Annotated in this window: 24 protein-coding genes; 16 read left to right on the top strand and 8 right to left on the bottom strand. The window is 69.2% G+C overall.

The features are described from left to right. The first annotated feature begins 29 nt into the window (after positions 1 to 29). Together QHF89_RS05845 and QHF89_RS05840 are read left to right on the top strand one after the other, a co-directional pair. Positions 30 to 1,265 carry a hypothetical protein gene (locus QHF89_RS05845; RefSeq protein ID WP_136967118.1) on the top strand — a complete coding sequence of 412 codons (1,236 nt, stop codon included), beginning with the start codon at positions 30 to 32 and terminating at the stop codon, positions 1,263 to 1,265. 74 nt (positions 1,266 to 1,339) lie between these two features. Beyond that, the gene (locus QHF89_RS05840; RefSeq protein WP_284720126.1) at positions 1,340 to 2,266 is read left to right on the top strand and encodes an aldo/keto reductase; all 927 of its coding nucleotides are present in this window, start codon (positions 1,340 to 1,342) and stop codon (positions 2,264 to 2,266) included. Here the strand turns inward: QHF89_RS05840 and QHF89_RS05835 are convergent. From QHF89_RS05835 to QHF89_RS05820, 4 genes are all read right to left on the bottom strand, one after another. Beyond that, on the bottom strand, positions 2,263 to 2,955 hold the full coding sequence (locus QHF89_RS05835) for a hypothetical protein (protein ID WP_136967120.1): 693 nt from the start codon (positions 2,953 to 2,955) through the stop codon (positions 2,263 to 2,265). The genes QHF89_RS05840 and QHF89_RS05835 overlap by 4 nt on opposite strands. Positions 2,956 to 2,967: 12 nt before the next feature. Continuing rightward, positions 2,968 to 3,525, bottom strand: a complete 558-nt coding sequence (locus QHF89_RS05830; protein ID WP_136928594.1) for a hypothetical protein — start codon at positions 3,523 to 3,525, stop codon at positions 2,968 to 2,970. A gap of 126 nt (positions 3,526 to 3,651) precedes the next feature. Next, positions 3,652 to 4,179, bottom strand: a complete 528-nt coding sequence (locus tag QHF89_RS05825) for a hypothetical protein (protein ID WP_136967121.1) — start codon at positions 4,177 to 4,179, stop codon at positions 3,652 to 3,654. Positions 4,180 to 4,202: 23 nt separating this feature from the next. Further along, on the bottom strand, positions 4,203 to 5,486 hold the full coding sequence (locus QHF89_RS05820) for a penicillin-insensitive murein endopeptidase (protein ID WP_284720125.1): 1,284 nt from the start codon (positions 5,484 to 5,486) through the stop codon (positions 4,203 to 4,205). Positions 5,487 to 5,578: 92 nt separating this feature from the next. Here QHF89_RS05820 and QHF89_RS05815 point away from each other — a divergent pair, with 92 nt between their 5' ends. The 11 genes from QHF89_RS05815 to QHF89_RS05765 all read left to right on the top strand — a co-directional run bounded on the left by QHF89_RS05815 (position 5,579) and on the right by QHF89_RS05765 (position 15,686). Next, positions 5,579 to 6,340, top strand: coding sequence for a CoA transferase subunit A (locus tag QHF89_RS05815; protein WP_136928591.1), 762 nt, complete (start codon positions 5,579 to 5,581; stop codon positions 6,338 to 6,340). A gap of 4 nt (positions 6,341 to 6,344) precedes the next feature. Further along, the gene (locus QHF89_RS05810; RefSeq protein ID WP_136928590.1) at positions 6,345 to 7,022 is read left to right on the top strand and encodes a CoA transferase subunit B; all 678 of its coding nucleotides are present in this window, start codon (positions 6,345 to 6,347) and stop codon (positions 7,020 to 7,022) included. A gap of 40 nt (positions 7,023 to 7,062) precedes the next feature. Then, a complete protein-coding gene (accD, locus tag QHF89_RS05805; protein ID WP_136928589.1) occupies positions 7,063 to 7,920 on the top strand; it encodes an acetyl-CoA carboxylase, carboxyltransferase subunit beta in 858 nt (285 codons plus the stop codon). A gap of 4 nt (positions 7,921 to 7,924) precedes the next feature. Then, positions 7,925 to 9,247 (top strand): bifunctional folylpolyglutamate synthase/dihydrofolate synthase, encoded by a 1,323-nt coding sequence (locus QHF89_RS05800; protein WP_284720124.1) that lies wholly within the window; start codon positions 7,925 to 7,927, stop codon positions 9,245 to 9,247. Positions 9,248 to 9,326: 79 nt separating this feature from the next. Further along, positions 9,327 to 10,721 carry a Si-specific NAD(P)(+) transhydrogenase gene (gene sthA / locus QHF89_RS05795; RefSeq protein ID WP_136967123.1) on the top strand — a complete coding sequence of 465 codons (1,395 nt, stop codon included), beginning with the start codon at positions 9,327 to 9,329 and terminating at the stop codon, positions 10,719 to 10,721. A 149-nt stretch (positions 10,722 to 10,870) separates the two neighbouring features. Next, the gene (locus QHF89_RS05790; RefSeq protein WP_136967124.1) at positions 10,871 to 11,653 is read left to right on the top strand and encodes an alpha/beta fold hydrolase; all 783 of its coding nucleotides are present in this window, start codon (positions 10,871 to 10,873) and stop codon (positions 11,651 to 11,653) included. After that, complete coding sequence (locus QHF89_RS05785) at positions 11,650 to 12,645, top strand: STAS domain-containing protein (protein ID WP_136967125.1); 996 nt, start codon at positions 11,650 to 11,652, stop codon at positions 12,643 to 12,645. Before QHF89_RS05790 ends, QHF89_RS05785 begins: the two co-directional genes overlap by 4 nt. Positions 12,646 to 12,658: 13 nt before the next feature. Continuing rightward, a complete protein-coding gene (locus tag QHF89_RS05780; protein WP_136967126.1) occupies positions 12,659 to 13,765 on the top strand; it encodes a hypothetical protein in 1,107 nt (368 codons plus the stop codon). 13 nt (positions 13,766 to 13,778) lie between these two features. Beyond that, a complete protein-coding gene (locus tag QHF89_RS05775) occupies positions 13,779 to 14,780 on the top strand; it encodes an LLM class flavin-dependent oxidoreductase (RefSeq protein ID WP_284720123.1) in 1,002 nt (333 codons plus the stop codon). A 39-nt stretch (positions 14,781 to 14,819) separates the two neighbouring features. After that, on the top strand, positions 14,820 to 15,164 hold the full coding sequence (locus QHF89_RS05770) for a ribosomal eL19 family protein (protein WP_284720122.1): 345 nt from the start codon (positions 14,820 to 14,822) through the stop codon (positions 15,162 to 15,164). A 318-nt stretch (positions 15,165 to 15,482) separates the two neighbouring features. Next, complete coding sequence (locus tag QHF89_RS05765) at positions 15,483 to 15,686, top strand: hypothetical protein (RefSeq protein ID WP_284720121.1); 204 nt, start codon at positions 15,483 to 15,485, stop codon at positions 15,684 to 15,686. Positions 15,687 to 15,688: 2 nt separating this feature from the next. Here the strand turns inward: QHF89_RS05765 and QHF89_RS05760 are convergent, their stop codons facing one another. Both QHF89_RS05760 and QHF89_RS05755 read right to left on the bottom strand, forming a co-directional pair. Then, positions 15,689 to 16,933, bottom strand: coding sequence for a radical SAM/SPASM domain-containing protein (locus tag QHF89_RS05760; RefSeq protein ID WP_136967129.1), 1,245 nt, complete (start codon positions 16,931 to 16,933; stop codon positions 15,689 to 15,691). Positions 16,934 to 16,963: 30 nt separating this feature from the next. Next, positions 16,964 to 20,368, bottom strand: a complete 3,405-nt coding sequence (locus tag QHF89_RS05755; RefSeq protein ID WP_284720120.1) for a response regulator — start codon at positions 20,366 to 20,368, stop codon at positions 16,964 to 16,966. A gap of 313 nt (positions 20,369 to 20,681) precedes the next feature. Between QHF89_RS05755 and QHF89_RS05750 the strand changes: the two genes are divergently transcribed. Continuing rightward, complete coding sequence (locus QHF89_RS05750) at positions 20,682 to 21,131, top strand: hypothetical protein (RefSeq protein WP_136967131.1); 450 nt, start codon at positions 20,682 to 20,684, stop codon at positions 21,129 to 21,131. Here the strand turns inward: QHF89_RS05750 and QHF89_RS05745 are convergent. Continuing rightward, the gene (locus QHF89_RS05745) at positions 21,128 to 21,934 is read right to left on the bottom strand and encodes a YwiC-like family protein (RefSeq protein WP_284720119.1); all 807 of its coding nucleotides are present in this window, start codon (positions 21,932 to 21,934) and stop codon (positions 21,128 to 21,130) included. The two genes, QHF89_RS05750 and QHF89_RS05745, sit on opposite strands and share 4 nt — an antisense overlap. Positions 21,935 to 21,983: 49 nt before the next feature. Then, entirely contained in the window at positions 21,984 to 22,649 is a 666-nt protein-coding gene (locus tag QHF89_RS05740) for an EamA family transporter (protein ID WP_284720118.1), read from the bottom strand. A 132-nt stretch (positions 22,650 to 22,781) separates the two neighbouring features. On the opposite strand from QHF89_RS05740, the gene QHF89_RS05735 reads away from it, so the two are divergent. Both QHF89_RS05735 and QHF89_RS05730 read left to right on the top strand, forming a co-directional pair. Further along, on the top strand, positions 22,782 to 23,174 hold the full coding sequence (locus QHF89_RS05735) for a hypothetical protein (protein ID WP_136928578.1): 393 nt from the start codon (positions 22,782 to 22,784) through the stop codon (positions 23,172 to 23,174). A gap of 39 nt (positions 23,175 to 23,213) precedes the next feature. Continuing rightward, complete coding sequence (locus tag QHF89_RS05730; protein ID WP_136928577.1) at positions 23,214 to 24,023, top strand: hypothetical protein; 810 nt, start codon at positions 23,214 to 23,216, stop codon at positions 24,021 to 24,023. The last annotated feature ends 1 nt before the right edge of the window (position 24,024 follow it).

Genomic DNA, 24,024 nt, shown 5'->3' with positions numbered 1-24,024 from the left:
GGGCACACAAATTGCCGGCCGAGCCCACCATGAAGTGGGGATCGAGATTCTTTCTTATGCTCTCGATGGGGCTCGTGGCGGCGGCGTGTGAGGGAACGGACGCGGTCCCGCTCGTGCCCGGCACGACGTCGCAACTCACGTCGGAGGGGTATTACGGGAAGGGGGAGCCGATCGTGCACGTGCTCGTCGTTGACGACGCGGATACGCCTGAAGCGGCCATGCTCCGGGCGCGCGCCGCGCAGGCGTTACGCGCGGGCCTTATGGGCGCCGTGCAGAACCGGGCAGAGTTTTGCAGGGGGACCGAGGATCCTGCCGAATGGCGTCCGGGCGACGATCGTGTGCTGATCGTGCATCCGAGCGCGCCGACCTCGCTTTCGCTGGTCACGCCCATCGACCGGCCGGCGCTCGCGTGGACGACGATGACCTCCCGAGCGGAAGAGGTCGACGCCGTCGTCGCGGCTGCGCTCGAGGCCATGGAGGAGCGGCTCGCCATGCCGGGAGAGGCGTACCGGCCGCTCCGCGCGGCGAGCCGCGCGCTCGATCTCATGAAGGGATTGCAGGCGCCCGAGACCGAAGCGGAATCGGCGTTCGTCGCGTCGCTCGCCAAAGGCACGCACTACCAGATCATCGTCGCGAGCACGAGAGACGACGAGGACGTGAAGTCCCCCGCGGAGCTCGTGCCGAACGAGGTCTCGTTATCGTCGACGTATCGTACGGTCGTGGTGGTCCCGTCGAAGGCGGAGGAATTCGGTTGTCAGAAACGGGAGAGAGGCGATACACGCCTTGAAACGTGGGGCGAGCTCGTCGGCTCGTACGACTATACGTGGCCGTGTGACGACGACATGGAGTGGTATTTCATGCTTCATCCCGGGTGGATCGATTGTGGCGCTCCCTGCATGGAACGACCGATCAAGGTGGACTCGAATGGGAGCGCCGCGTGCAAGATTCTCGTCGACCAGCCGGAGCTCGATCGATGTGATCCGGAAAAGGGGTGGCGGGATCCGGACGGGAAAGAGACGCTCGTCGAGCGTTACGGGGAGACGCTCCGTCGTTGCGAGGTCATGCAGCACGAGGGCGCGGCGCTGGAGAGCTGTCGGACCTCGTTCGATTGTCCTGGCTGTTCGAGTGGTTTTTGCGTGACGGAGGTGTCCTTCAGCGACTTGAGCTGTGATGTGGGGGAACACCTCTGGTCCTTGCGATTCACCGGCGGCGCGAGGGCCCTGCCGTATGGGTACATGGATATCACGTGCGTGACGGGCGATTGAGGGGCCCTGCCCCCGAGCTCGCCGGGCTTTTCACCGCGTGACAAGCGGCGCCGCCCTTGGGTAGGATGCCGCGTGTGAGCATCACGGAGACGAATCTGCGCGTTCGTTTGGCCGGCGAGGGACCCACGGTGTCGCGGATCGCCTACGGCGTCTGGCGGCTGCTCGACGATCGCGAGGGGGCGTCGGTCCGGCGCGTCCTCGACAAGATCCACGCCTGCCTCGATTGTGGGATCACGACCTTCGATCACGCCGACATCTACGGCGGATACGGCTGCGAGGAGGCGTTCGGCGAAGCCCTCCGCGCGTCGCCGGGCCTGCGCGAGAAGATCGAGATCGTGACGAAATGCGGGATCATGCTGGTCGACCCTGCCCGGCCGGAAAACCGCATCAAGCATTACGACTACTCACGTCGCCACATCGTTTCGTCCGTCGAGCGATCACTGAGAAACCTGGCGACCGATCATCTCGACGTCCTGCTCTTGCACCGGCCGAGCCCGCTGCTCGATCCGGACGAGGTGGCCGGGACGTTCGAACGGCTCCGCCGGGAGGGCAAGGTCCTGCACCTCGGCGTCTCGAACTTCGCGCCCTCGCAGCTCGAAATGCTCCAGAGCCGGCTCGCGTCGCGTATCGTGACGAACCAGGTCGAGGTGAACCCGCTCCGGCAGGATGCGTTTGTCGACGGGACGCTCGATCAATGCCAGCGCCTCGGGATCTCGCCAATGGCCTGGTCGCCGACGGCCGGCGGGCGGATCTTCCATGGCGGCGGTGACGTCGAGCGGCGCGTACGCGGCGCGCTCGGCGAGCTCGCCCGAAAATACGCAGCCACGCCTGACGCGATTCTCTTCGCGTGGCTCCTCAAGCACCCGTCGAAGATGGTCCCGGTGCTCGGGACGAACCGGATCGACCGGATCCGCAGCGCGGCGAGCGCGCTCGCGATCGATCTCGACCTGCAGGATTGGTTTTTCCTGTGGACCGCGTCGACGGGCTGGGAAGTGCCTTAATCGCGAGACCCGGCGAGCGTCGCCGTGCCCGCCATCCAGGCGACGAGCGCGAGCGCGGCGAGCTTTTGCAGCGCCGGGAGCAGCGCCGAGGTGATCTCCACGCCCGACGCGACGTGCGCCGCATAAAGCGCGCCGTCGAGCGCCGCGAGGCCCGCCGTGAGCCCCGCGAGGCGCGCGGGCGTGCGCGCCCCTTGGTTTGTCGTGACGAGCCCGAACGTGGCGAGCCCGCCCGCGAAGAGCCCCGGCACCCCCGCGACGAAGATGAGCCCCGCGTGGAGCAAGCCATACCGCTGTGACGGCGCGAGCGGCACCGCAATCGCCGCGAGCGCCGAGGCGAGCCCGAGCCCACGCACGGCAAGCCCGAGCCGCGCGCGCTCCGAAAACAGCCGCGTGACGAGGAACCAGAACGGCAGCGTGCCCGCGGACAGGAGGACCATCCCGGCCTTGGCGAACGATGCGCCCGGGTTCGTTTGCCCATTGAGCGCGCGATCGGCCGTCAGATCGCAGAAAAAATTACGGAGAAAATCGTGCCCGGGGGACCCGCGATCGAGCCACGTGCCGCCGGGATAGAGGGCCATCGCGGCGGCCATCAGCAAAAGGGAGAGGACGAGCGCGCCGAGCACGAAGAGCGCCGCGGCGCGCACGGCGGGCGGCGGAGCGGGGCTTGGTTCGGCGACGGGACGCGCCATTGCCGTCCGAGTTTACTTCGATCCCTCCGACTTGGGGCGACGCACGAGCACGAGGTGGAACGTCGCGCCGAGGTGGCGAATCTCGGAGGCGGTGACGGTCGCGGCGTCGGCGCGCTCGTGCGGCTCGAAGCGGCTGAGCACGAGGAGACCCGCCTGGTGCGCCATGAGCAGCCGGTTCTTGAACTCGGCGAGCCCGAGCCCGGACGTCTCTCCGCGCTCCTCGAGCGAACGGAAAAGCGAGGCGATGAACATCCTGCCGTCGTCCCGCGCCACGATCAGGTCGCTCGCCGCTTGCACCACGCGGGCCGCGAAATCACGCGGGGAGAGCACGATGAGGGGAGGTGACGCGCCGCGGCGCCGCTCGTCGTCGCGCAGCTTGCGCGCGTGGGCGAGGAGCGCGGCCACGCCGTGCGGCGAGAGCTCGGCGAGGACGGCCGAGAGCTCGCTCGCAGGATCGAGCAACGGCGGCGGGACGCTCGCGCGCGGCGGCGCGATCGATCCGGGTCTCTGGGCACGGAGCTTCGTGCTGCTTTTGCGCTTGGGAAATGGGCTGAGTCGACCCGGCGACATGACCGGTCAACCTACCAGCGACCCGCCGCCCGACGCAACAGGCCTCTGCCTGCCTTGTACGTATCGAAACGTGGGAGCGTCAACGAATCAGCGCTCTTGTTGTTTTGCGCGCAGAGGAGCCGTGCTTCATCCACACATGGGGATCGTGGTGCAGATGGAGACGTCCATCTGGCCGGCATAACTCGTGTCGTTTGGCGTGACGAACGTGTACTTCACCTGGGCCTCGTCGGCGCCGACCGAAACCACCTCGACGGAGGCGGTCTTCGGTGCTTCGGAGTTGCCGCCGATGCCATTCGCATACCACCACGCCTGCACCTCGTTCGTCGGCATGGCGGCGTTGAACGTCCACGATTGTCCGGCCGCGAGCATGGACGTGTTGCCGGGGTAGATCGCGAAAAGGAGCTGGGGCTCGGAGCCCCCCGCCTGGCCACACGTCGACGCGGTTCCGAGGGTGAACACGAGCCAGGGGCCGTCGTTCGGCGCGCAATCGTTGCTCACGATGCCCTGGGCGAGCAGGCTCATGCTCGGCCCGCCGCCGCCCTGGCCCCCGCTGCCGCCATTGCCGCCGCCGCCCTGCTGCACGTCGGGGCCCGAACATGCCGCGGCCAGGACCAACGTGCCCAGCGCCGCGGCGAGGAAAAGACCTTGTCGCATGAAAGAGGCTCCTCGGCGCGTGATCACCGCGTGATGCGCGGCGCGCCTTCCTCGTCGACGGCGTCCTTCACGTCGGCCGCGTCGGAGGCGGCCTCGTCACGCCCGTCGTCCGTCTTTGCCGCCTCGGCGCGCGCCGCCTCGCCGCGGCCGATCGAGGCGCCCGCGAGCGCCCACAAGGAGACCGGGACGTCCGGGCCCGTCGTCGCTTTCGTGGCGCGGGAGAGGTAAATGCCACCCGAGCGCTCGCCATTCTCGATGCGGGCCTCGGCCGTGCGGCGCGGGGGCGGAGCCGGGGGGGCCGCGCGGCGCTCCGGGGTCTTCACGCCGCGCTTGCCCTTCTTCGCGATCTTGAGCCGCGCCTTGCTTGGCGCGTTTTTCGCGATCTCGACGCAGCTCTTCGTCATCGAGGGCGGGCATGAAATGCGCACGTGGAAATGGTCGTCGTGGGGCAAACCCCCCGTCGGCTGCATCATGACCTGCGCGGCCCGCACATAGAGAGCGCGCGAGACGCCGCGCGCGCGGGCATGGGTGAGCAGGGCGTGCTTGAGCGGCTCGGACACGAAAATATGGCTCACGCGCGCGTCGCGATCGAGCAGGAGGTTCTGCAAAAAGAGCCAGTTCCGCGCGACGTCGAAGCGCGCGCCCGGCACGCTCGGCGCCGCGAGCTTCTCGTCGACCTTCACGAACGAGGGGCGCAGCACGGGTTGTCCCTTTTCATTCACCAGGTAAAACCCGAGATCCGCGTCGCGCCCACTCTCGTGGGAGTGGTGGTGCGCGAGCTCGCCGCCGTTCTTGCGCGAGATGTCCCCGACGCCGAGGACGGCGCCCGGAAACTTCTTGTTCACGGCTTTGGCCGCGCGATCGATCGCGCGGACGAGCGCAGGCAGGCCCCAGCGGGTGTCCGCGTCCTTGTAGTTGTAGGCGGGGACGACGCGCAGGTAAGGTTTGTCCGTCGTATCGAGACGAATGCCACCTTCGAGGCGGCCGTCGTTCGGCGGGCCGACGGAATCGGCGCGCGGCGGGGGCGCGGGTTTCTTCTCCGGCGTCGCGACCTCGGTCTTCTTTCCCGCCGCTCCGCTTGGGGCTTCGCCCGGACGAGCCGGGCTACGCCCCAAACCCCGTCCGGGGCGTCCCGTGGCCGCGGGCTCGGTCTTGGCGCGGCGCGAAGGCCCCTGGGCTTTGTTCGCCCCCGCGCGTGCTCCTTGCGGGGCGGCGGACGCGGGCGGCGCGGCTTCAGCGGGGGTCGTGGGCGTGCCGCAGAGCGCAATCGCGAGCGCGGCGGCGAGGGAGCGGAAGGGGCTACGCACGGCCCCGGGAATACGCCTACGCGGAGGGCGTGGCCAAGTTCGAGGGATCCCCCTGGCCACCTGGGCGCGGCTCTGGTAGCACTCCCGGCCGTATGAACAAGGTCTACCAGAGCGCCCTCGACGCGTGCCGGGACATCCCCGACGGCGCGACGATCCTCGCGGGCGGCTTCGGCCTCTGCGGGATCCCCGAGAACTGCATCGCCGCGCTGCGCGAGCTCGGCACGAAGGACCTCGTCGTCGTCTCGAACAACTGCGGCGTCGACGATTTTGGTCTCGGCGTGCTCCTCCGGAACAAGCAAATCCGGAAGATGATTTCGTCCTACGTCGGCGAAAACAAGGAGTTCGAGCGCCAGTACCTCTCGGGCGAGCTCGAGGTCGAGCTCACGCCGCAAGGCACGCTCGCCGAGCGCATCCGGGCCGGCGGCGCGGGCATTCCAGCGTTCTACACCCCGACCGGCGCGCACACGGCCATCAGCGAGGGCGGGCTGCCGGTCCTCTACAACGCCGACGGCTCGGTGAAGAAGTTCTCCGAGAAGAAGGAGATCCGTTCCTTCAATGGTCGGGATTACGTGCTCGAGCCTGCGATCCGCGGCGACGTCGCGATCGTGAAGGCCTGGAAGGCCGATCGGTACGGAAACCTGGTCTACCGTCGCACGGCGATGAACTTCAACCCGATGATGGCCACGGCCGCGAAGGTGACGATCGCCGAGGTCGAGGAGCTCGTGGAGGTCGGCGCCCTGGATCCGGACACGGTCCACACGCCTGGCCTCTACGTGCACCGCGTCGTCGTGGGCGCGAAGTACGAAAAGCGCATCGAGCGCAGGACCGTCCAGAAGTCCGAGGGAGCGAAGTAGGAAGATGAGCCTTTCGCGAGAGCAGATCGCACGCCGCGCGGCCGGAGAGCTCCGTGACGGCTTCTATGTGAACCTCGGCATCGGCATGCCGACCCTGGTCGCGAACTTCATCCCGAAAGGGATGGATGTCGTGCTCCAGAGCGAAAATGGCCTGCTCGGCATCGGACCCTATCCGGAGGCCGGCAAAGAGGACGCGGATCTCATCAACGCGGGCAAGGAGACGGTCACGATGATGCCCGGCTCCGCCACGTTCTCGAGCGCGGAGAGCTTCGCCATGATCCGCGGCGGACACATCGACCTCGCCATCCTCGGCGCGATGGAGGTCTCCGAGAAGGGCGACCTCGCGAACTGGATGATCCCGGGCAAGATGGTGAAGGGCATGGGCGGCGCGATGGACCTCGTGGTCTCGGCCAAGCGCGTCGTCGTGATCATGGACCACGCCGCGAAGAACGGGTCGCCCAAGATCCTGCGCGAGTGCAGCCTCCCGCTCACCGGGCGAGGCGTGGTGCACCGGATCATCACGGATCTCGCGGTGATCGACGTGACGCCCGAGGGGCTCGTCCTGCGCGAGCTCGCGCCGGGCGTCTCGGCGCGCGAGGTGCAGGCGAAGACGGAGCCTGCCTTGAAGGTCCCGCACGACGTGGTGGAAATCGACTTCGGCGAGGGAGGGTTGGGGGCGTAGCTCGGCTCGTCCGAGCCTACCTCCCAAGCGTCGACGTAGCATGAGCTGGCCCGACAAAACACCGCCCAGCGCCGGGGAAAAGCGCTCGATCGGCGCGGGCGTGTTCCGGCGCTGCGAGGGCTGCGGCGAGACCGTCACGGCCGACGATCTCGCCGCGAGCTTCGAGGTTTGCCCGCGCTGCGGACACCACCACAAGCTCTCCGCGTCCGGATGGCGCGCGCTGCTCTGCGACGAGGGCGCCCTCGAAGCGTGGGACGAGCACCTCGTGCCCGACGACCCGCTCCGCTTCAGCGACGGCCGGAGCTACAAGGATCGCGTCGCCGCCGCGCAAAAGAAGACCGGCGCGCGTGAGGGCATCGAGATCGGCAAGGCGTGCCTCGGCGGTCGGCCGATCGGGTATGGCGCGTTCGTCTTCGCGTTCATGGGCGGCAGCATGGGCTCGGTCGTGGGCGAGAAGATCACGCGCCTCTTCGAGCGCGCGGCCGAGGAGGAGCTGCCCGTGCTCCTGCTCTCGGCCTCGGGCGGCGCGCGTATGCAGGAGGGCATCCTCTCGCTCATGCAGATGGCGAAGAGCGTGGCGGCGCTGGAGCGCTTCCGGCAGCGCCGCCTGCCCTTTCTCTCGGTGCTCCTGCACCCGACGACGGGCGGCGTGGCCGCGAGTTTTGCCTTCCTCGGCGACGTCAACATCGCCGAGCCGAAGGCGCTCATCGGCTTCGCGGGCCCGCGGGTCATCGAAACCACGATCCGGCAGACCTTGCCGCCCGGCTTCCAGCGGGCGGAGTTCTTGCTGGAGCACGGCATGATCGACGCGATCGTCCCGCGCCTGGAGATGAAGCAGACGATCGGCCTTTTGCTCGATCACCTGCAGGACGGCCGCGCCGCGCGGACCCCACGCTGAACGGATGCCCTCTCCACGTCTCGCTCCCCTCGTCGACGAGCTCCTGCGGCGCGCGAGCCGTCGGGGCATGTTGCTCGGCCTCGAACGCATGCACGTGGCCCTCGCGGCGCTGGGAAATCCTGAGAGAAAGCGGCCGTTTTTCCACGTCACCGGGACGAACGGGAAGGGCTCGACGAGCGCGATGCTGGAGTCCATCGCGCGGGAGGCGGGCTTTCGGACCGGGCTCTACACCTCGCCGCAGCTCTGCCGGATCGCCGAGCGCATCCGGCTGAACGGCGAGCCTATGGCCGACGACGGCCTCGCGGACGCGCTCGAACGCGTGCTCGTGGCCGCGCCCGATGCCACGTTTTTCGAGGCGATGACGCTCGCGGCGTTCGTCGCGTTCGACGCGGCGGACGTCGAGGTCGGCGTGATCGAGGTGGGCATCGGGGGGCGGCTCGACGCAACGAACGTGCTCGAACGGCCGCTCGGGACGGCGATCACGTCGGTCGCGCTCGACCACACGGCGCTGCTCGGCGACACGCACGCGGCGATCGCGCGGGACAAAGCGGGCTTGTTCCGGCGGGACGTGCCGGTTGTGCTGGGGCCGCTCGATGACGAGGCGCTCGCGGCGGCGCTCGACGTGGCGAGGGACGTCGGCGCGCGGCCGATCCTGCGGGTGGCGCGGCCGGGCGAGGCGGCGTCGGACGCGGACGGGGTGTTCGTCTTCGAGGCGCGCGCGCTCCCGGACGGACGCGCGCGGATCGAGCTGCCGGACATGGTCGTCGAGACGCGCCTCGGCCTCGCTGGTTCGCATCAAATCGCCAATGCTGCGGTGGCCGCGGCGCTCACGGCGGTGAGCTCGGTCCCGCGATTCAAAGCGCTGCCGGGGCTGCTTTCGCGTGGCCTCGCGGCGGCGCGATGGCCGGGGCGGCTCGAACGGATCGACAAGGACGGCAAGGCTGTCCTCCTCGATTGCGCGCACAATCCGCACGGCGCGGCGGCGCTCGCCGAGCACGTGCGTTCCCTCGGTGTTTCGCCCGCTCGGGTCGTGCTCGTCTTCGGGGCGCTGGCGGACAAAGCGTGGACGGGCATGCTCGACATGCTCGGCCCGCTCGCCGATCGGCGCGTGTATGCCGAGCCGAAGGGCCGGGCGCCGGTGCAGGCGAGCGAGCTTTCGGCGCGGTTTCCCGGCCTGCTCGTGCCCGAGGGGCGGGAGGCGATCACGCGGGCGCTTGCAATGGCAGGACCGTCCGATCTGATCGTCGTGGCGGGGTCGATTTATCTCGTGGGTGAGGTGCGGGGCGAGCTCCTCGGCGTGGCTTGTGATCCCGTCGTCGCTCTCTGACGGCGCGCGCGGACGGCGCGTGGGCGTGTGACCGCCGCTTCGTTGCGAGTTTTGCCGGCCCGACGTACAGTGCGCGCCGATGAGCTCGCGATCGTTTGACGTCATCGTGATCGGCAGCGGCCCCGGCGGGGAAGGGGCGGCCATGAAGTGCGCCAAGGAGGGCCGGAGCGTCTGCGTCGTCGACCAGCGCCACCTGGTCGGGGGCGCCTGCACGCACACGGCCACGATCCCCTCGAAGGCCCTTCGCCACGCGATCCAGCGCTTCGTGGAGATGCGCCATGTCCCGGGGTTCCGGGCGAGCCCGGATGCGCAGCCCTCCTTCGGCGACCTCACCCGCACGGCGAGCAGCGTCATCGCGCGCCAGACCGACATGCGGCAGACGTTCTACGAGCGGAACAAGGTCGAGGTCGTCGAAGGCCACGCCCGTTTCCTCGACGCGAACACGCTGGAGGTCGGGCAGCCGAAGGGCGCGGTCGACGTCCTCACGGCGAAAGCGTTCATCATCGCGAGCGGCTCGCGCCCGTATCACCCGCCGGACGTCGATTTCAATCATCCGTGCATTTACGACTCCGACACGATCCTCCGGATGGAGGAGATGCCGCAGTCGATGATCGTGTATGGCGCGGGCGTCATCGGCTGCGAGTGGGGCAGCATGTTCCGCATGCTCGGCGTGAAGCTGAACCTCATCAATACCCGCGACAAGCTGCTCTCGTTCCTCGACGACGAGATCGTCGACGCCCTCGCGTATCACCTGCGCGACATGGGCTGCTTGATCCGGCACAACGAGGAGTACGAGCGGGTCGAGGGCCAGGACGACGGCGTGGTCCTGCACCTGAAGAGCGGCAAGAAGATCAAGTCCGACGTCTTGTTATGGGCGAACGGGCGCACGGGCAATACGAATGACCTGGGGCTCGAGCAGCTCGGGATCCCCGTCGATTCGCGCGGAAACATCAAGGTGAACGAGGCCTACCAGACGTCCGTGCCGCACATCTACGCGGTGGGCGACGTGGTGGGTTTCCCCGCGCTCGCGAGCGCGGCGTACGATCAGGGCCGTTTCGCCGCGACGCACCTCGTCGAAGGGCGCCTCGAAACGAAGCTCGTGGAGGACATTCCGACGGGCATTTATACCTCGCCCGAAATCTCCTCCGTGGGCCGGACCGAGCGCGAATTGACGAAGGCGGAGATCCCTTACGAGGTCGGCCACGCGCAGTTCAAGTCGCTGGCGCGCGCGCAGATCACCGGACGCACCGTGGGGATGCTCAAGATCCTGTTCCACCGCGAGACCTTGGAGCTGCTCGGCGTGCATTGCTTCGGGGACAACGCGAGCGAGATCATCCACATCGGCCAGGCGATCATGTCGCAGGAGGGCAAGGCCAACACCCTCCTGTATTTCGTGAACACGACGTTCAACTACCCGACGATGGCCGAGGCGTACCGCGTCGCGGCGCTGAACGGTTTGAACCGGGTGTTTTGACGCGAGATTGCGAAGCGAGCTCGCCCGAGAGGGGGACGCGAGGCGTCCCCTCGGGATGAACGTGGGGCTCTTCGCCAAGGTACGCGTATTCGTGCTTGAGTCGCGGGGGAGGGGTGCATAAGGTGTCCCTCGACCAGAGGAGGGCATCCATGCACGTCACGCAGGCGAACGACGGAATCAAGATTGCTTACCGCAGCTTCGGGGACGGCCCCGAGGCGGTGTTCCTCGTCCACGGGTGGACGGTCTCGGGCGCCGTTCATGACGACCTGCTCGAGCACCTCGATCGCGACGGCCTGCGCGTGATCGTGCCGGACCTGCGCGGCACGGGGCAATCTGACAAACCCGAGTCGGGCTACTCGATCCAGCGTTATGCGGACGATATCCTCGCCATCGCCGACGCCGAGGGGATCAAGTCGTTCACCGTCGTCGGGCACAGCATGGGGGGTCAGATCGCCCAGTGGCTCGCGGCCTACCATCCGGACCGCGTGAACGGTGCGGTGCTGCTTTGCCCGGTGCCCGCGAGCGGCGCGCCCCTGCCCGAGGAGGCGATCGGCCTCTTCTCGAGCGCCGGCGGCAACCGCGACGTGCAGCGGACGATCCTCGGCATGGCCTGCAAGGAGCTCTCGCCGGCCTCGCTGGAGCGGCTGCTCGACGACGGCGCCCGCACCTTGCCCGAAGCCGTGCGGCTCTCGTTCGACGTCTGGCGCAAGGGCGGGTTCGCCGAGGCGCTCGGCTCGATCAAGGCCCCGCTCCTCGTCGTCGGCACCGACGATCCCTTCCTCCCGGTGGCGGCGCTCCGCGGCGAGATCGTCGCGAAGGTCCGGGGCGCGCGCTTCGCGTACCTGCCGGGGCCGGGGCACTACGTGCAGGTCGAGCGTCCGCGGGAGACGGCTGCCTTGTTGCAAGCTTTCCTCGCCGCGCGCCGGCCGTGAGCCGCGCGCGTCGTGCCCGGACGCGGCTGCTCGCCGCGGTGCAGAGGCGCCGCGCGGGGCCGGTCCGGGCGCGGAGGGGGGCGGAGACGCCGGGGCTCGCGGCGCTGCTCGGCTTGCTCGCGCGACGAAGGGAGGACGTGCTGGAGCGCGGCACGGACTGGGTCTTCGCGCTCGCGCCGGACCTCCAGGGCAAGCGGCCGCGCGACGAGACGCGCGACCTCGTCGACCGGGTGATCACGACGAACGTCGCCGTCCTCGCGTCGGGCGATCGGGCGCCGCTCGGCGCGTTCATCGCGTACGTGACGAGCCTGCGCGCGGCGAGCGAGTTCCGCGTCTCCACGCTGCTCCGGGGGTTTCTCTCGTTCAAGCGGGGCGTCGCCGTCGTGATCGCGGAGGAGCGCTGGCCCGCGCGGGAGGCGCTCGCGGCGCTCGGGCTCGTCGAGGAGGTCTATTACGAGGCCATCTTCGAGCTCTCGGACGTGTACGGCGAGAAGCTCGTGGGCTCGGTGGTGGCGCGCAAGCGTGAGCTCGAGGTCGAGCTCGGGGAGAAGCGCGCCGAGCTCGAAGACAAGATCACCACGATCGACGCCCAGCGCGCCGAGCTGCGCGCGCTCTCCTCGCCGGTCCTCCGCGTGTGGGAGGGGGTCCTGCTCCTGCCGCTCGTCGGGGAGATCTCGCCCGAGCGGGCCGAGCACGCGAAGGGCGTGTTGCTCCACGCGATCGGGCGGCATCGGGCGCGGGTCGTGCTCATCGACGTGACGGGGCTCAGCGTGGTGGACGCGCACGCGGCGGGGGTGCTCGGCGCGATGATGCGGGCCACGGGGCTCGTGGGGGCCGAGGGCATGCTGGTCGGGGTGCGCGGCGACGCGGCGCGCATGTTCGTGGAGATCGGCGAGCTTTTTCCGGGCGCGCGCACCTTTGCGACGCTGGGTGACGGCCTCCGGCATGCGATCCGGCGCGTGCTTCACCTTTCGAAGGCGCGGTCCTTCTGATAAAACCCCGGCCGTGGCCCTCCCGCCGAACATCTGCCTGGTGAACGCCGCGCGCAGCCTTTGCGACGACGTGTTTTTTGCAATTGCCTCGACCGCCCGCCTCGACGACGGCACCCTGCGTGCCCTCGCGAAGCGCCGCGCGCCTGTGCTCCAGGCGGCCGCGCGCGGGGCGCCCGGCGAGCACCTCGGCGCGTGGGACACGTGGCTCGTGCGGATGACCGTGGCGATGGCCCCGATCCAGCCGCTGCGCTGGCTCGCGATGGCGGACGTGATCGACGAGGGGATCTCGCTCGAAGGCGGCGCGCGTGGCGTGCGGTCGCTCTTCACGTCGAAGCCGAGCGAGAAGGACGTGGCACGGGTGAAGGCGTTCGGCGGGTTCGCGGCGCGCGCGCTCGCGGCGGTGCTCGGGGCGACGGGCACGTTCCAGATGGAGGCGAAGTCGCAACGCGGCTGCTTCATCGCGTCGCTCGGGTTGCCCGAGGAGGACGAGCGCGCGCTCGCGAAGGAGGAGCCGGTGCGGGCCGAGGCGCTCGACGTGCCCGAGGGCTTGCCCCCGAAGATCGCGCGGGCCGTGCTGCGGGGCGCGTTTTACGCGGCGATGCTGGAGGGCGTCGACCCGCGCGAGGAGCAGGCGGTGCTGGTGATCGGGAAAAAGACCTCGCTCCCGGCCGAGGAGATCACGGCGGCGCACGGGGAGGCGCGGCAGCGCATCGAGGCGGCGCGGGCGTTCGGCGCGCCGTGCGTGGATGCGATTCGATACGTGCTGGATGGCGAAGAGGCGAGCGACGAGCTCGCGGTCGCGGCGGCGAAGCTGACGTTGCCCATGAACCACCGCACGGAGGCGATTACGGCGGTGAACGTGGGCGGCAAGGTGGTGCTGGCGAAGAAGCATTCGCTCGACAAGAAGCAACGCGAGGCGGCGCTCGCTCTTTCGTGGGCTGCGGCGTTGCGCTCGGATCCTTCGTACGTGCGGCGGAGCGAGCTTGCGTTCCGGCACGACGCGGTGGCCGCGGACCTCGGGGACGAGGGGGCGGGGAAGGATGCGCGGCGGGGGGTCGAAACGTTCCTTGAAGACGAACTGCGGGCGCTCGTGCCGCTGGTGCCGCCGCCCTTGCCCTGAGGATCGAGGTGCAATGATGGGAATTCCGCTCTCCGTTCTCGACCTGGCGCCTGTTCGGCGGGGATCCAACGCGAGCGAGGCCTTTGCCGAGAGCATCGATCTTTCGCGTCACGTCGAGGCGCTCGGATACCGGCGGCATTGGTTCGCCGAGCATCACGCCATGCCGGGCATCGCGTCCGCGGCGCCTGCGGTGCTGATTGCGCGGATCGCGGCCGCGACGTCGACGATTCGTGTCGGCTCCGGCGGCGTGATGCTGCCGAACCACGCGCCGCTCGTGATCGCGGAGCAATTCGGCACGCTGGAGGCGCTTTTCCCGGGCCGCATCGACCTCGGGATCGGCCGCGCCCCGGGGACGGACCCGCTCACGGCGTCGGCGCTGAGCCGCGAGGATCCGACGACGGGCGACGGCCTGCCCATGATGCTCGATGAGCTCTATGGGTTTTTCCGCGGCAACTTCAGCGACGATCACGCCTACCATGGCATTCGCGCCGTCCCGGCGCTCGGCAATGAACCGCCGATCTGGCTGCTCGGGTCGAGCGGCTACAGCGCGCGCCTCGCGGGCCGGCGCGGCTTGCCGTTCGCGTTCGCCCACCATTTCAGCCAGGCGAATACGTTGCCTGCCCTCGACCTCTACCGAAAGTCGTTCACCCCTTCGGCGGTGCTGGCCCAGCCCGAAGCGATGATCGGCGCCATCGTGATCGTCGCCGATACGGACGCCGAGGCGCGGCGCATCGCGCTCCCGGGCGCGCTCGCGTTCCTGCGCGTGCGCCAGGGCAAGCGCGAGCCTTATCCGACGATCGAGGAGGCGGAGGCGTATCCGTGGGCGCCGGAGGAGCGAGCCTTCGTCGAACACTGGTTCGCGCAGAACATCGTCGGCGGCCCGGCGTCCGTGCGCGAGCAGCTCGACAAGCTCCTCGAAGCCACCCGCGCCGACGAGCTGATGGTGCTCTGCGCGGTGCCGGACGCGGCGGCGCGCAACCGCTCGTATACGCTGCTCCGGGAGCTTCACGGCTGATTTTCCGTCTCGCCGTTCGCGGGTGACGTCCCGCCGTTCGTGGAAGCCATGCCGCCGTTCGCGGAAGCCATGCCGCCGTTCGCGGAAGCCATGCCGCCGTTCGCGGACGTCATGCCGCCGTTCGCGGACGTCATGCCGCCGTTGGCGGAAGCCATGCCGCCGTTCGCGGACGTCATGCCGCCGTTGGCGGAAGCCATGCCGCCGTTCGCGGAAGCCATGCCGCCGTTCGCGGAAGCCATGCCGCCGTTCGCGGAAGCCATGCCGCCGTTCGCGGAAGCCATGCCGCCGTTCGCGGAAGCCGTGCCGCCGTTCGCGGACGTCATGCCGCCGTTCGGCGGAAGCCGTCCCGCCCTTCGCGGACCGACGGTTGGGTGTCGTGGATGACCCAGTTCATGCGCAAGGCCGACCGCAAGGCCGCGAGGATGCCCTCGGTGCCGTCCGTTGACCGGTCAGTTGTAAGTGTGGTAACCGTGGGAAGGGCCGAGGGTGTCGTTGATGTCGAGCACAAGAATCATGCGGGCTGCCTTCCTTCTGATCACCGCTGTCGTCCTCGGGGCCTGCGCACGGACGGAGTCTCCTGTCGTTACTGTGGAAAAGGGCAAGGTCGCGCGCATCAACGGTTGTCACGTCCTCCTTGACGAGGCGTATGAGGCGTATGGCGCCAGTCGAGCGCCTCGTGCACTCATGCACTTTGCTTGCGGCGTGCCCGAATCAGCGCTCGGCGAAAAAGAGTGGTGGGGCCAAAGCCACCAGCCGCCAGGGTTCACGATCGATGTGGGCGACTGCATGCCCCTCGATAACACCTACTATTGCCTGGAAAGTGTCGTCGACGCAAAGACGGCGACGTTCCGGGCCACGTACAAGAAGCCAACGCACCCGTTGGGCAACCTCGAGCGAATTCCGTAGCCCTACGCCTGCCCTTTTCTCACCGGTCGCGTGATCTGAACGAGGCCCTCCACCGGGCCCAGCGGCGGCTCGGGGGCATCCAACGCCTCGACGACGAGCTCGAAGAGACCATGATCGAACGGCTTCCCCTCGGCCGCCGCGGCGGGGACGAGCCGTTCGCGTTTGCCTTCGGCGGCGAGCGTGCGTGCGCGGAAATGGCAATACGGGTTGTTTCCGGGCCGCCCGAAGAGCGCGTGCGCGGTGAACGTGCATCCGCCCATGCAGACCTCGGCGAACGGGCAGGCGCGGCAGAATCCCCATAGATCGTCGGGGGTGCGGTTTCGCGCGAAGGCGAGGGCCGGGGCCTCGTCCCAGATCGCGCCCAGGCTCTGCTCGCGCAGTGTGCCGCCGACGTAGGGATGGCTTTGCAGCGAGGGACAACCCTTCACCGCGCCGTCGGATTCGATGCCGAGGACACGTCGTCCCGCCTGGCAGCCCATGAAATGGTCGCGACCGCCCTCTTTCACGGATCGCAGGAGCGCCTCCTCGGGGCCGAAGTAGCCGAGGTTGTTGCCGGGCATCAGCGTGATGCCGTCGCGGAAGGCGCGGCGCTTCAGCGCGGCCACGCGCGGCACGACGTCGAGCAAGTCGTAGGGCTGGAGCAGCATGTCCGGGCGATCGGCGGCGCGGCCGAGGGCGGCCGTGATCTGCACCTGCCAGGCGACGATGCCGAGCGCGCGCAGGTGCTCGTAGAGCGCTTCGAGGTCGCCCCGATTGACGCGGTTCACGTTCGTGTTCGCCGCGACGAAGAGGCCCGCCGCGCGCAGGTGGCCGATCGCGCGCGTGGCGCTCTCGAAGCTCGATTTCGCGCGGCGAATGAGGTCGTGCGCGCGCGCGAGCCCGTCGACGCTCACCGAGACGCTGTGCAGCCCCGCTTCTTTCATGGCCCGCGCGAGCGCCACGTCGATCCCGCGGCCGCCCGTGGTCATCGTCGGCCGGATCCCGGCGGTTTTGAGGGCCCGGACGATGTCGAGAAACCCCTCGTGCAGGTACGCCTCGCCGCCGATGAGGACGACCTCGCGCGCGCGGCGCTCCTTCAATTGTTGCACGACGCCGAGCGCCTCCTCGGTCCCGAGCTCGGTCGTCCGCGGCCCTCCGGCGCGGGATCCGCAATGGGCGCAGGGCTGGTCGCAGCGGAGCGTGAGTTCCCAGACGACGTACGCGGGATGGTCGTCGTCGGGGAGCACGGGGACGCGGCGAAGGGGCATGGCGGCGCTCAGAGTACCACCCTTCACGCCTCAGGCGCCGGTGGACGCTGCCTCCCGGGCCCACTCGACCTCGACCGCGGAAGCGAACCCTTCGAACTCGTGCTCCAGGCGATCGAGCAGCTCCTCCGCGCCGTCGAGCTTGCCGGACCGCGCCATACGTTCGAGCCGCGCGCTCGTCTCCGCCACGCGCTTCGCGCCGATCGCGCCGCTCGAACCCTTGAGCGCGTGCGCTCGCCGTTCGAGGTCCACGGCGTCGCGTTTCTTCAGCGCGCCGCGCAGCCCGACCATTCGCTCCGGGACCTCCGCGAGGAAGGCGCGGCCAATCTCTTCGAGGGCCCCGAGTTCGCGGAGCCCGTCGACCATTCGCATGTCGAGGACCGGCCCTGCGTCGTCCGACACGACCGCGGGCCGCGCCGCCTCCGCGGCGGGCTGCACGAGCGCCGCGTGACGCACGAGCATGCGCTGCAGATCCACGCGCTCGATGGGCTTCGGCACGTGGTCGTCCATTCCGGCTGCGAGCGCGCGCTCCCGGTCCTGCGGCATTGCGTTCGCCGTCAGCGCCACGATGGGCGTGCGTGGCCGTCCGCCCTCCCGCTCCCGCCTCCGGATCTCCTCGGTGGCGCGGTATCCATCCATCTCCGGCATCTGGCAATCCATCAGCACGAGCCGATACGACCCGCGCTCGAATGCCTCCACCGCGGCGCGCCCGTTGTCCACCGTGGTCACGACGCAGCCGAGCGTCGCGAGCATCTTCTCCGCGACCTTCTGGTTGACCACGTTGTCCTCGGCGAGCAGGACCCGAAGGCCCGCGGTCGCCCCCGAATCGACGAGCGTCTCGCTGCGAGGCGCCTCGTCCCTCGCCACCGCGTGGGGCCCCGCGACCGCCGCGAGCGCTGCCAGGAGCGCCGACCTGCGCACTGGCTTGTGGATCCGCGCGGCGCGCGCGCCCGGCGGGAGCGAGGGCAGGTCACGCCCCACCGGCGAGAGCAGGACAAAGGAAAGGGACGCGAGCTTCGGGCTCGCGAGGACCGCCTGCACGACGTCGGCGCCGTTCATCCCCGGCATGTCGCGGTCGAGCAAGAGCATATCGTAGGGCCGCCCCGCGGACGCCGCCTGATGAAGCGAGGTCATCGCCGCGCCGCCGCCGTCCGCCTCGTCCGCCTTCATTCCGAGGTTCGTGAGCGAGGCGCAGAGGGCCGCGCGCGCGGCGGGGCTGTCGTCGACGACGAGCGCGCGGAGACCCGCGAGGTTCGGGGGGGCGGCCGCGCGCGACGTGTTTCGCGGGGCCTTGTCGAGCCTCGCCGTGAACCAGAACGTCGATCCTCGACCGGGCTCGCTCGTGAGGCCGAGCTCGCCGCCGAAGAGGCGCACGAGTTGCCGCGAAATGGCGAGCCCGAGCCCGGTCCCGCCGTGCCGCCGCGTGCTCGATCCGTCGGCCTGCGCGAAGGCGTCGAAGATACGATCCTGGTCGCCCGGCGCGATCCCCACGCCGGAATCCTTTACCTCGAAGCGCAGGAGCACCGAGCGCCCGTCATCCTCGACGACCGACACGCTCGTGACGGCCTCGCCCGCGTCGGTGAATTTCACGGCGTTGCCGAGCAGGTTCACGAGCACCTGGCGCAGCCGGCCTGGATCTCCCGTGAGGTCCTTGGGCACCTCGTCGGGCAAACGCAACACGAGCTCGACGTGTTTGTCGTGGGCGCGCTGGGCGAGCATGTCGAGCGTGCCTTCGAGGAGCGGGTCGAGCTCGAACGGCTCGCGGGCAAGCTCCATCTTCCCCGCCTCCATCTTCGAGAAATCGAGGATGTCGTTGATGATGGAGAGGAGGCCCTTGGCCGAGCCCTGGACGATCTCGGCATACTCCTTTTGCACGGGGGCGAGCGGGGTTTCGAGGAGCAGCTCGGTCATGCCGAGCACGCCGTTCATGGGCGTGCGGATCTCGTGGCTCATGCGCGCCAGAAATTCGCTCTTGGCGCGCGCCGCCGATTCGGCGAGCTCCTTCGCGGCGCGGAGATCGTCCTGCGTGCGCAAGAGGGCCGCGTTGTCCTCGCCGAGCCTGCGCCCCATCCCCACGACGCCGCGCGCCGTCTCGTCGAGCTCGACGACGGCGACAGGGACCGCCTCCTGTTCATACCGGCCCTCGCCGATGTCGCGCACGATGTCATTGATGCGCGTGAGCGGGTCCGCGATGCTGCGGCTCATGGTCCGCGCCTTGCGATAGAGGTAGACGAAGAAGCAGGCGTAAAAGACGACGAGGCCGGCCACCATGTATACGGCGATGCGCCCGATCCGCTTGCCGAGCGTCACGGCTTGCCCGTCGATCCGGGCCTCGGGCACGATGATGACGAGCTTCCAGCCGGTCGCTCCCACCGTGCTCCATGCGACGCGTTTTGCCTCCCCCGCGAGCATCGTTTCGAGGCTCCCCTCCCGCTGCCGCTCCAAGGAGCCCGGAAGCTCGCCAAGGTCCTTGCGTTTGTAGAGGTTGAACGCGTCGGGCTTGAAGGTGTCCTTCAGGATGGCGGCCTGATAATCGTGATTCGTCAGCTCGGTGAGTGCGAAATCACGCTCCCCGCCCGAGGGCAGGGCCAGGATCGTCCCCGCGCGTCCGATCAGAACGCCATACCCTTCCCAGGGGATTTGCAGCCTGAGCACCTGCTCGACGAGCGTGGCCACCGTGACGTCCGCCCCCACGACGCCTTCGAGCACGTCGCCGCGATAGACGGGCGCGATACACGACGCCATCCAGCCCTGTCCGGCCGGATCGACGTAAACGTCTGTCCAGACGACCTTGCGCTCCGGGTTGTGCTTCGCGTCGGCCTCGTAATAAAAATTATACGAGGGAATGTCCATGTCGGGCGGGTATTGCTTGCGCACGTCCATGAACGGATAGATGCGGTTCATGGAGTCCGACGTGTTCAGGTACGCCTGGACCCACAAGCGGTTGTTTCGGACGATCGAGCGGAGCAGCGGGTCGAGGCGCTCGGTCTTCAATACCTTGTCGCGCTCGGCGTCGCCGATCTGCGCGCGGCTGCTGTAAAAGAGCGCGCTCCCTCCCTCGTCGTTCGTCTTGTAATACAACCCCTCGGGCGCACGTGTGTACCGCTCGAGGGCTGCCTTGCGCTCCGCTTCCGAGAGGCGGAGTGGTTCGGAGAGGGAGCGGCGGACCTCGTCCGTGAGCACCCTTGCGCCCGTCATGACGGCCGAGAGCTCCTGGTCGATCAAGACCGCCTCCCGCGACGCGATGCGCGAGAGCTCGCCCGTGGCCACCGTGCGTACGGCGGTCGTATTCTCGCGTTGCACGAACCGGTTTGCGCCGAGGTACGCGAGGATGAGGACGACCTCGACGAGGAGCAGCGGAATCAACGCCGTGCGAAAGAACGCATGCCAGATCCAACGAAAGAGAGGCTGGCTTTGCAGGGTGGTTCGAGGAGGCATGGGTGCGGCCCCTTCGGATCGTGGAGGATCGGCGCGAGGGGGGAAGTCTCCAATAGAGAAGAACCTCGTCGGGCCGTCAAGCGTGAGCGACGCTCGGGCTACGCCGCAGAGGCCGCGTTTCGCTTGCGCCCGCCCCCGTGTGCATGACAGCCTTCCATGCATGTTGAAGACTTGTGTATCTTGTGAAGGTTTCGTCCCCGGATCGGCTTCGCGCTGTCCTCACTGTGGCGCGGCGGCGCCCACGGAAGAGAAGGCACCTTCGGCGCTCGCGGGCCTCGGAAAGAGCCTCGCGGCTTTGGCGACGGGCGGGGCCATGGCCGTCACGCTCATGGCTTGTTATGGGCTTCCTCCGTGTGATGCGACCGAGGACAAGGACGGCGACGGGTTTTGCCCCGGCTACGATTGCAACAACGACAACAAGGACATCCACCCCGAGCAGGACGATCCCAAGGGCGACGGGATCGATCAGAACTGCGACGGCGTCGACGGCAACGCCTGGGAGGAGACGCCGGACGCGGGCGACGGCGGGGCGTGCCTCTCGTGCGCGCAAGGCATGTCCACGCTCGGCGCCTCGGAGGCCGACGTTTGCCAGGGCGCAGCCGTCTCGGCCTTCCAGACGTTGAAGCAATGCGCCTGCGTGGATGCCTGCGCGGCCGTTTGCCAGGGCAACGCTCCCTGCACCGGCACCACGACGACGCCCGATTGCCAGGCGTGCATCGACATGCAGTGCAGTACGCAAAAGCTCGATTGTCAGGAAAACTAGGCGCCGCGGAGCGTGGCGACCAGGATTCCGAGCGTCGCCACGCTCGCCCCGATGAGCCCCCACCCGATGCGGCGCAAATGCCGCGTGTGGACCGGGAACACGAGCACCGCGAGCGAGAGCACCACGAAAGGCGCGAGCGCGATCGGCACGGCCCGCGGGAGCACGCCCCGGAGCGCGAGAATTCCGCTCGCCGCGCCGAGGCCGATCGTCGTGACATACGCGGCGACGAGCGTCGCCCGCCCCTCGTGTTTTGCCCGTGCGATCACGGCGCGCACCGCGAGCGTCGACATGAGGAACGCCGTCGTCCAGACGGCCCAGGCCACGGCCGCGGGAACCAGCGCGACCCCGCCCGCGAGCGCCACCGGAAAACCCGCCCCCGAGAGCGCCGCCGCCGCGATGATCTCGCCCGCCGCCGTCTTCTCTTCCTTGCGCCAGACGAACGCCATCACGACGAGCCCGAGCACGACCGGCGGGACGAGCCCGAGCCTCGCTTCGGCGGGGGCGAAGAGCAGAAACACGCCACCCCATAGCGCCATCGCCGCGCCGAGCCACGCGAGCCTTCGCGCCGCGCGCGGGCCGTCCTGCGCGCGGGCCTTCTTGCCCCGCTGGCCGAGCAGGACGAGCACCGGCTCGTGCGCGAGGAACGCCGCGACCCACGCGATCGTCAGGCCAAACGCCGCGACCCCCGGCCGGCCGAGCGCGAGCGCCGCCACGAGCGGCAAACCGAGCTGCCCGTACGCGCCGTGCTCCTTCGGCGCGAGTGAACGCACGGGCGCCGGGGAAGCGAGCGGGGCGGACGTCATGCCTTCCCCCATCGCATTCCGCGCGCCCGCTGGCAACGGTCTCCCGGCGCTAGAGTTCCTCGGACTCCTCGGCGCTCGAACGAGGGTCGTTCTCCTCGACGAGCTCGTCGATCGTGGGCTCGGCGCGTTGACGTTCCCGCTCGCGCTCGACCTCTCCGTGCTGCATCTCTCGCTGGCGCACGCCCACCGCTCGTTTGGGGTCGTGGCCGGACTCGGCTGTGTGGCGATCCTCGGTCGGCATGGGTGAAGCCTCCTCCCCGGCTGCTTCTTGGGGCGTTTCCTTCGCATCGGAAGGGGCCGCGAGCAGGAGCATCGCGATCACGCCGAGCGCGACGCCGAGCGCACGCCGCACCGTAAAACCCTCGCCGAAGATGAGCGGGGCGAGGGCGGCCGAGAGGACCACGCCGCCGCCGAGCGCGAGCGTGCCCGTCGCGGCGACCGGACCGCCGAGGCGCAGGGCCGTGAAGAGGAGCGTCGTCGCGACGCTGATGCAGAGGCCCGCGAGGCATGCCCACACGACGCCGGGCGTGCTCGTGGGCGTGCTCTCGGCTTCGCGGCGCAGGGCGATCCACGCGACGATCCCGAGGGCCGCGGTCCCTTCGAGGCAGAGCGCGCCGAGGGCGTCGCCGATGCGCCCGCTCGACGCGCGCAGGGCGAGGTAGTGCAGGCCGAAGAAACAAGCCGCGACGAGGGCAGGCAGGGTCCAGGCGGGCATCCGGCGACCCTAATGTCCCGCGCGGTCCGGTGGAAGAGCTGGCGGGATCTTGCCACCGGCGCGTGTTCGTGAGACACACGTGGTCCTGAACTGTCCGCCGAGGTGCCCGTCCCTCGGCGATGCAAGGGGATCGTGAAGCCGCTCCGCCATCTCGTCGCCCTCTGCGTGCCCTTCGTCATGGTCGCCCTCGCGGGAGGCCCCTTGGGTTGCCAGCTCATCGGCCTGCCGGACGCGCCCCAGCCGCCGAAGGTCGAGCTGCCGCAATTGCCCCAGGTGCCCGAGGTGCCGACCGTCGACATGCCTCAGACGCCCTCGGTCTCGCTGCCCTCGGCGCCCGAGAAGCCCAAGATGGACGTGCCTCTCGACGAGGACACCGAGGTTTGTTGCCTGCGGAGCGGACCCGTCGAGCAGGTCTGCGGCGGCGGGGCGAAGCGCTGCTGTACGATCAAGCTCGAGCGCGACGCCTGCGAAAACCAGGGCGGCCTCTGGTTCCACAGCGTCCGCGGTTGCGCGGGCGCCTGCTGACGACGCACGGGCGAGGCGAGGGCTGGTAGACTGGCCCGCATGCCTCTCCGGACGGCGCGGTGTTTCCTTTTCCTCCTCGCTCCTGCATTCGCGGCAGGGTGCTTCCTCGGCAAGGACCTGAAGGACGTCCTCGCCGAGCATCGCGCCCCGGTCGAGGCGAAGCTCGCCAACGTCAAGGCCCTGCGGGAGCAAGCACGCGCCTTGCCCGTGGTGTCGAGCGACGCCGTGCACATCGCGGGGGGCCCTGCACCGGTGGTGGCGTGGGGCAGCGGCATCGCCGGGGTCAATGCGTCGATCGCGTACCTGGAGGACCTCGACAATCTCGCCGAGCTCGGGAACGTGCCGCATCGGATTGCCGCGACGGGGACGATCAATCGATGCGCGTCAGTGCTCACGACGCACCGGGAGCCGTACGACGCGGCGTACCCGCAATCGGCGCCGCCGACGATCAGCAGTTATCGCGCGGACGAGGTGCTCGACCTTTGCGAGGCGCTCCGGTATCTGCTCGTCATCCGCTCGATTGCGTTCGTCGAGCCCTCGGCGCCGACGACGTCCACGGCGTGTAGCCTGTTCGACGCGGGCACGGACGACGGAGGCGCGGCCGACGCCGGGACGTGCCATCGGTTCGACGGCGGGTATCTGAAGGCCGAGGTGCTCGTGTTCGACGTGGAAACGAGCAGCCACCTCGGCGGATTCGGGTTCGTCGCGGAGAACAGCGCCGCGATCGACGTCACCGACGACGGGGCGAACGTCAAGGCGGCCATTGCCGGGAATTTTCGTCGCAACATCGAGGAGGCGCTGAAGGCCGCGGCGCGGAAGGCTCTCCCCGGTCTGCCCACCGAGGATTGAT

Source organism: Polyangium sorediatum, from assembly GCF_029946465.1.
Lineage (GTDB): Bacteria > Myxococcota_A > Polyangia > Polyangiales > Polyangiaceae > Polyangium > Polyangium fumosum.
The sequence above is the reverse complement of the archived record's forward strand: the minus strand, read 5'-3'. Positions and strand labels throughout refer to the sequence as shown.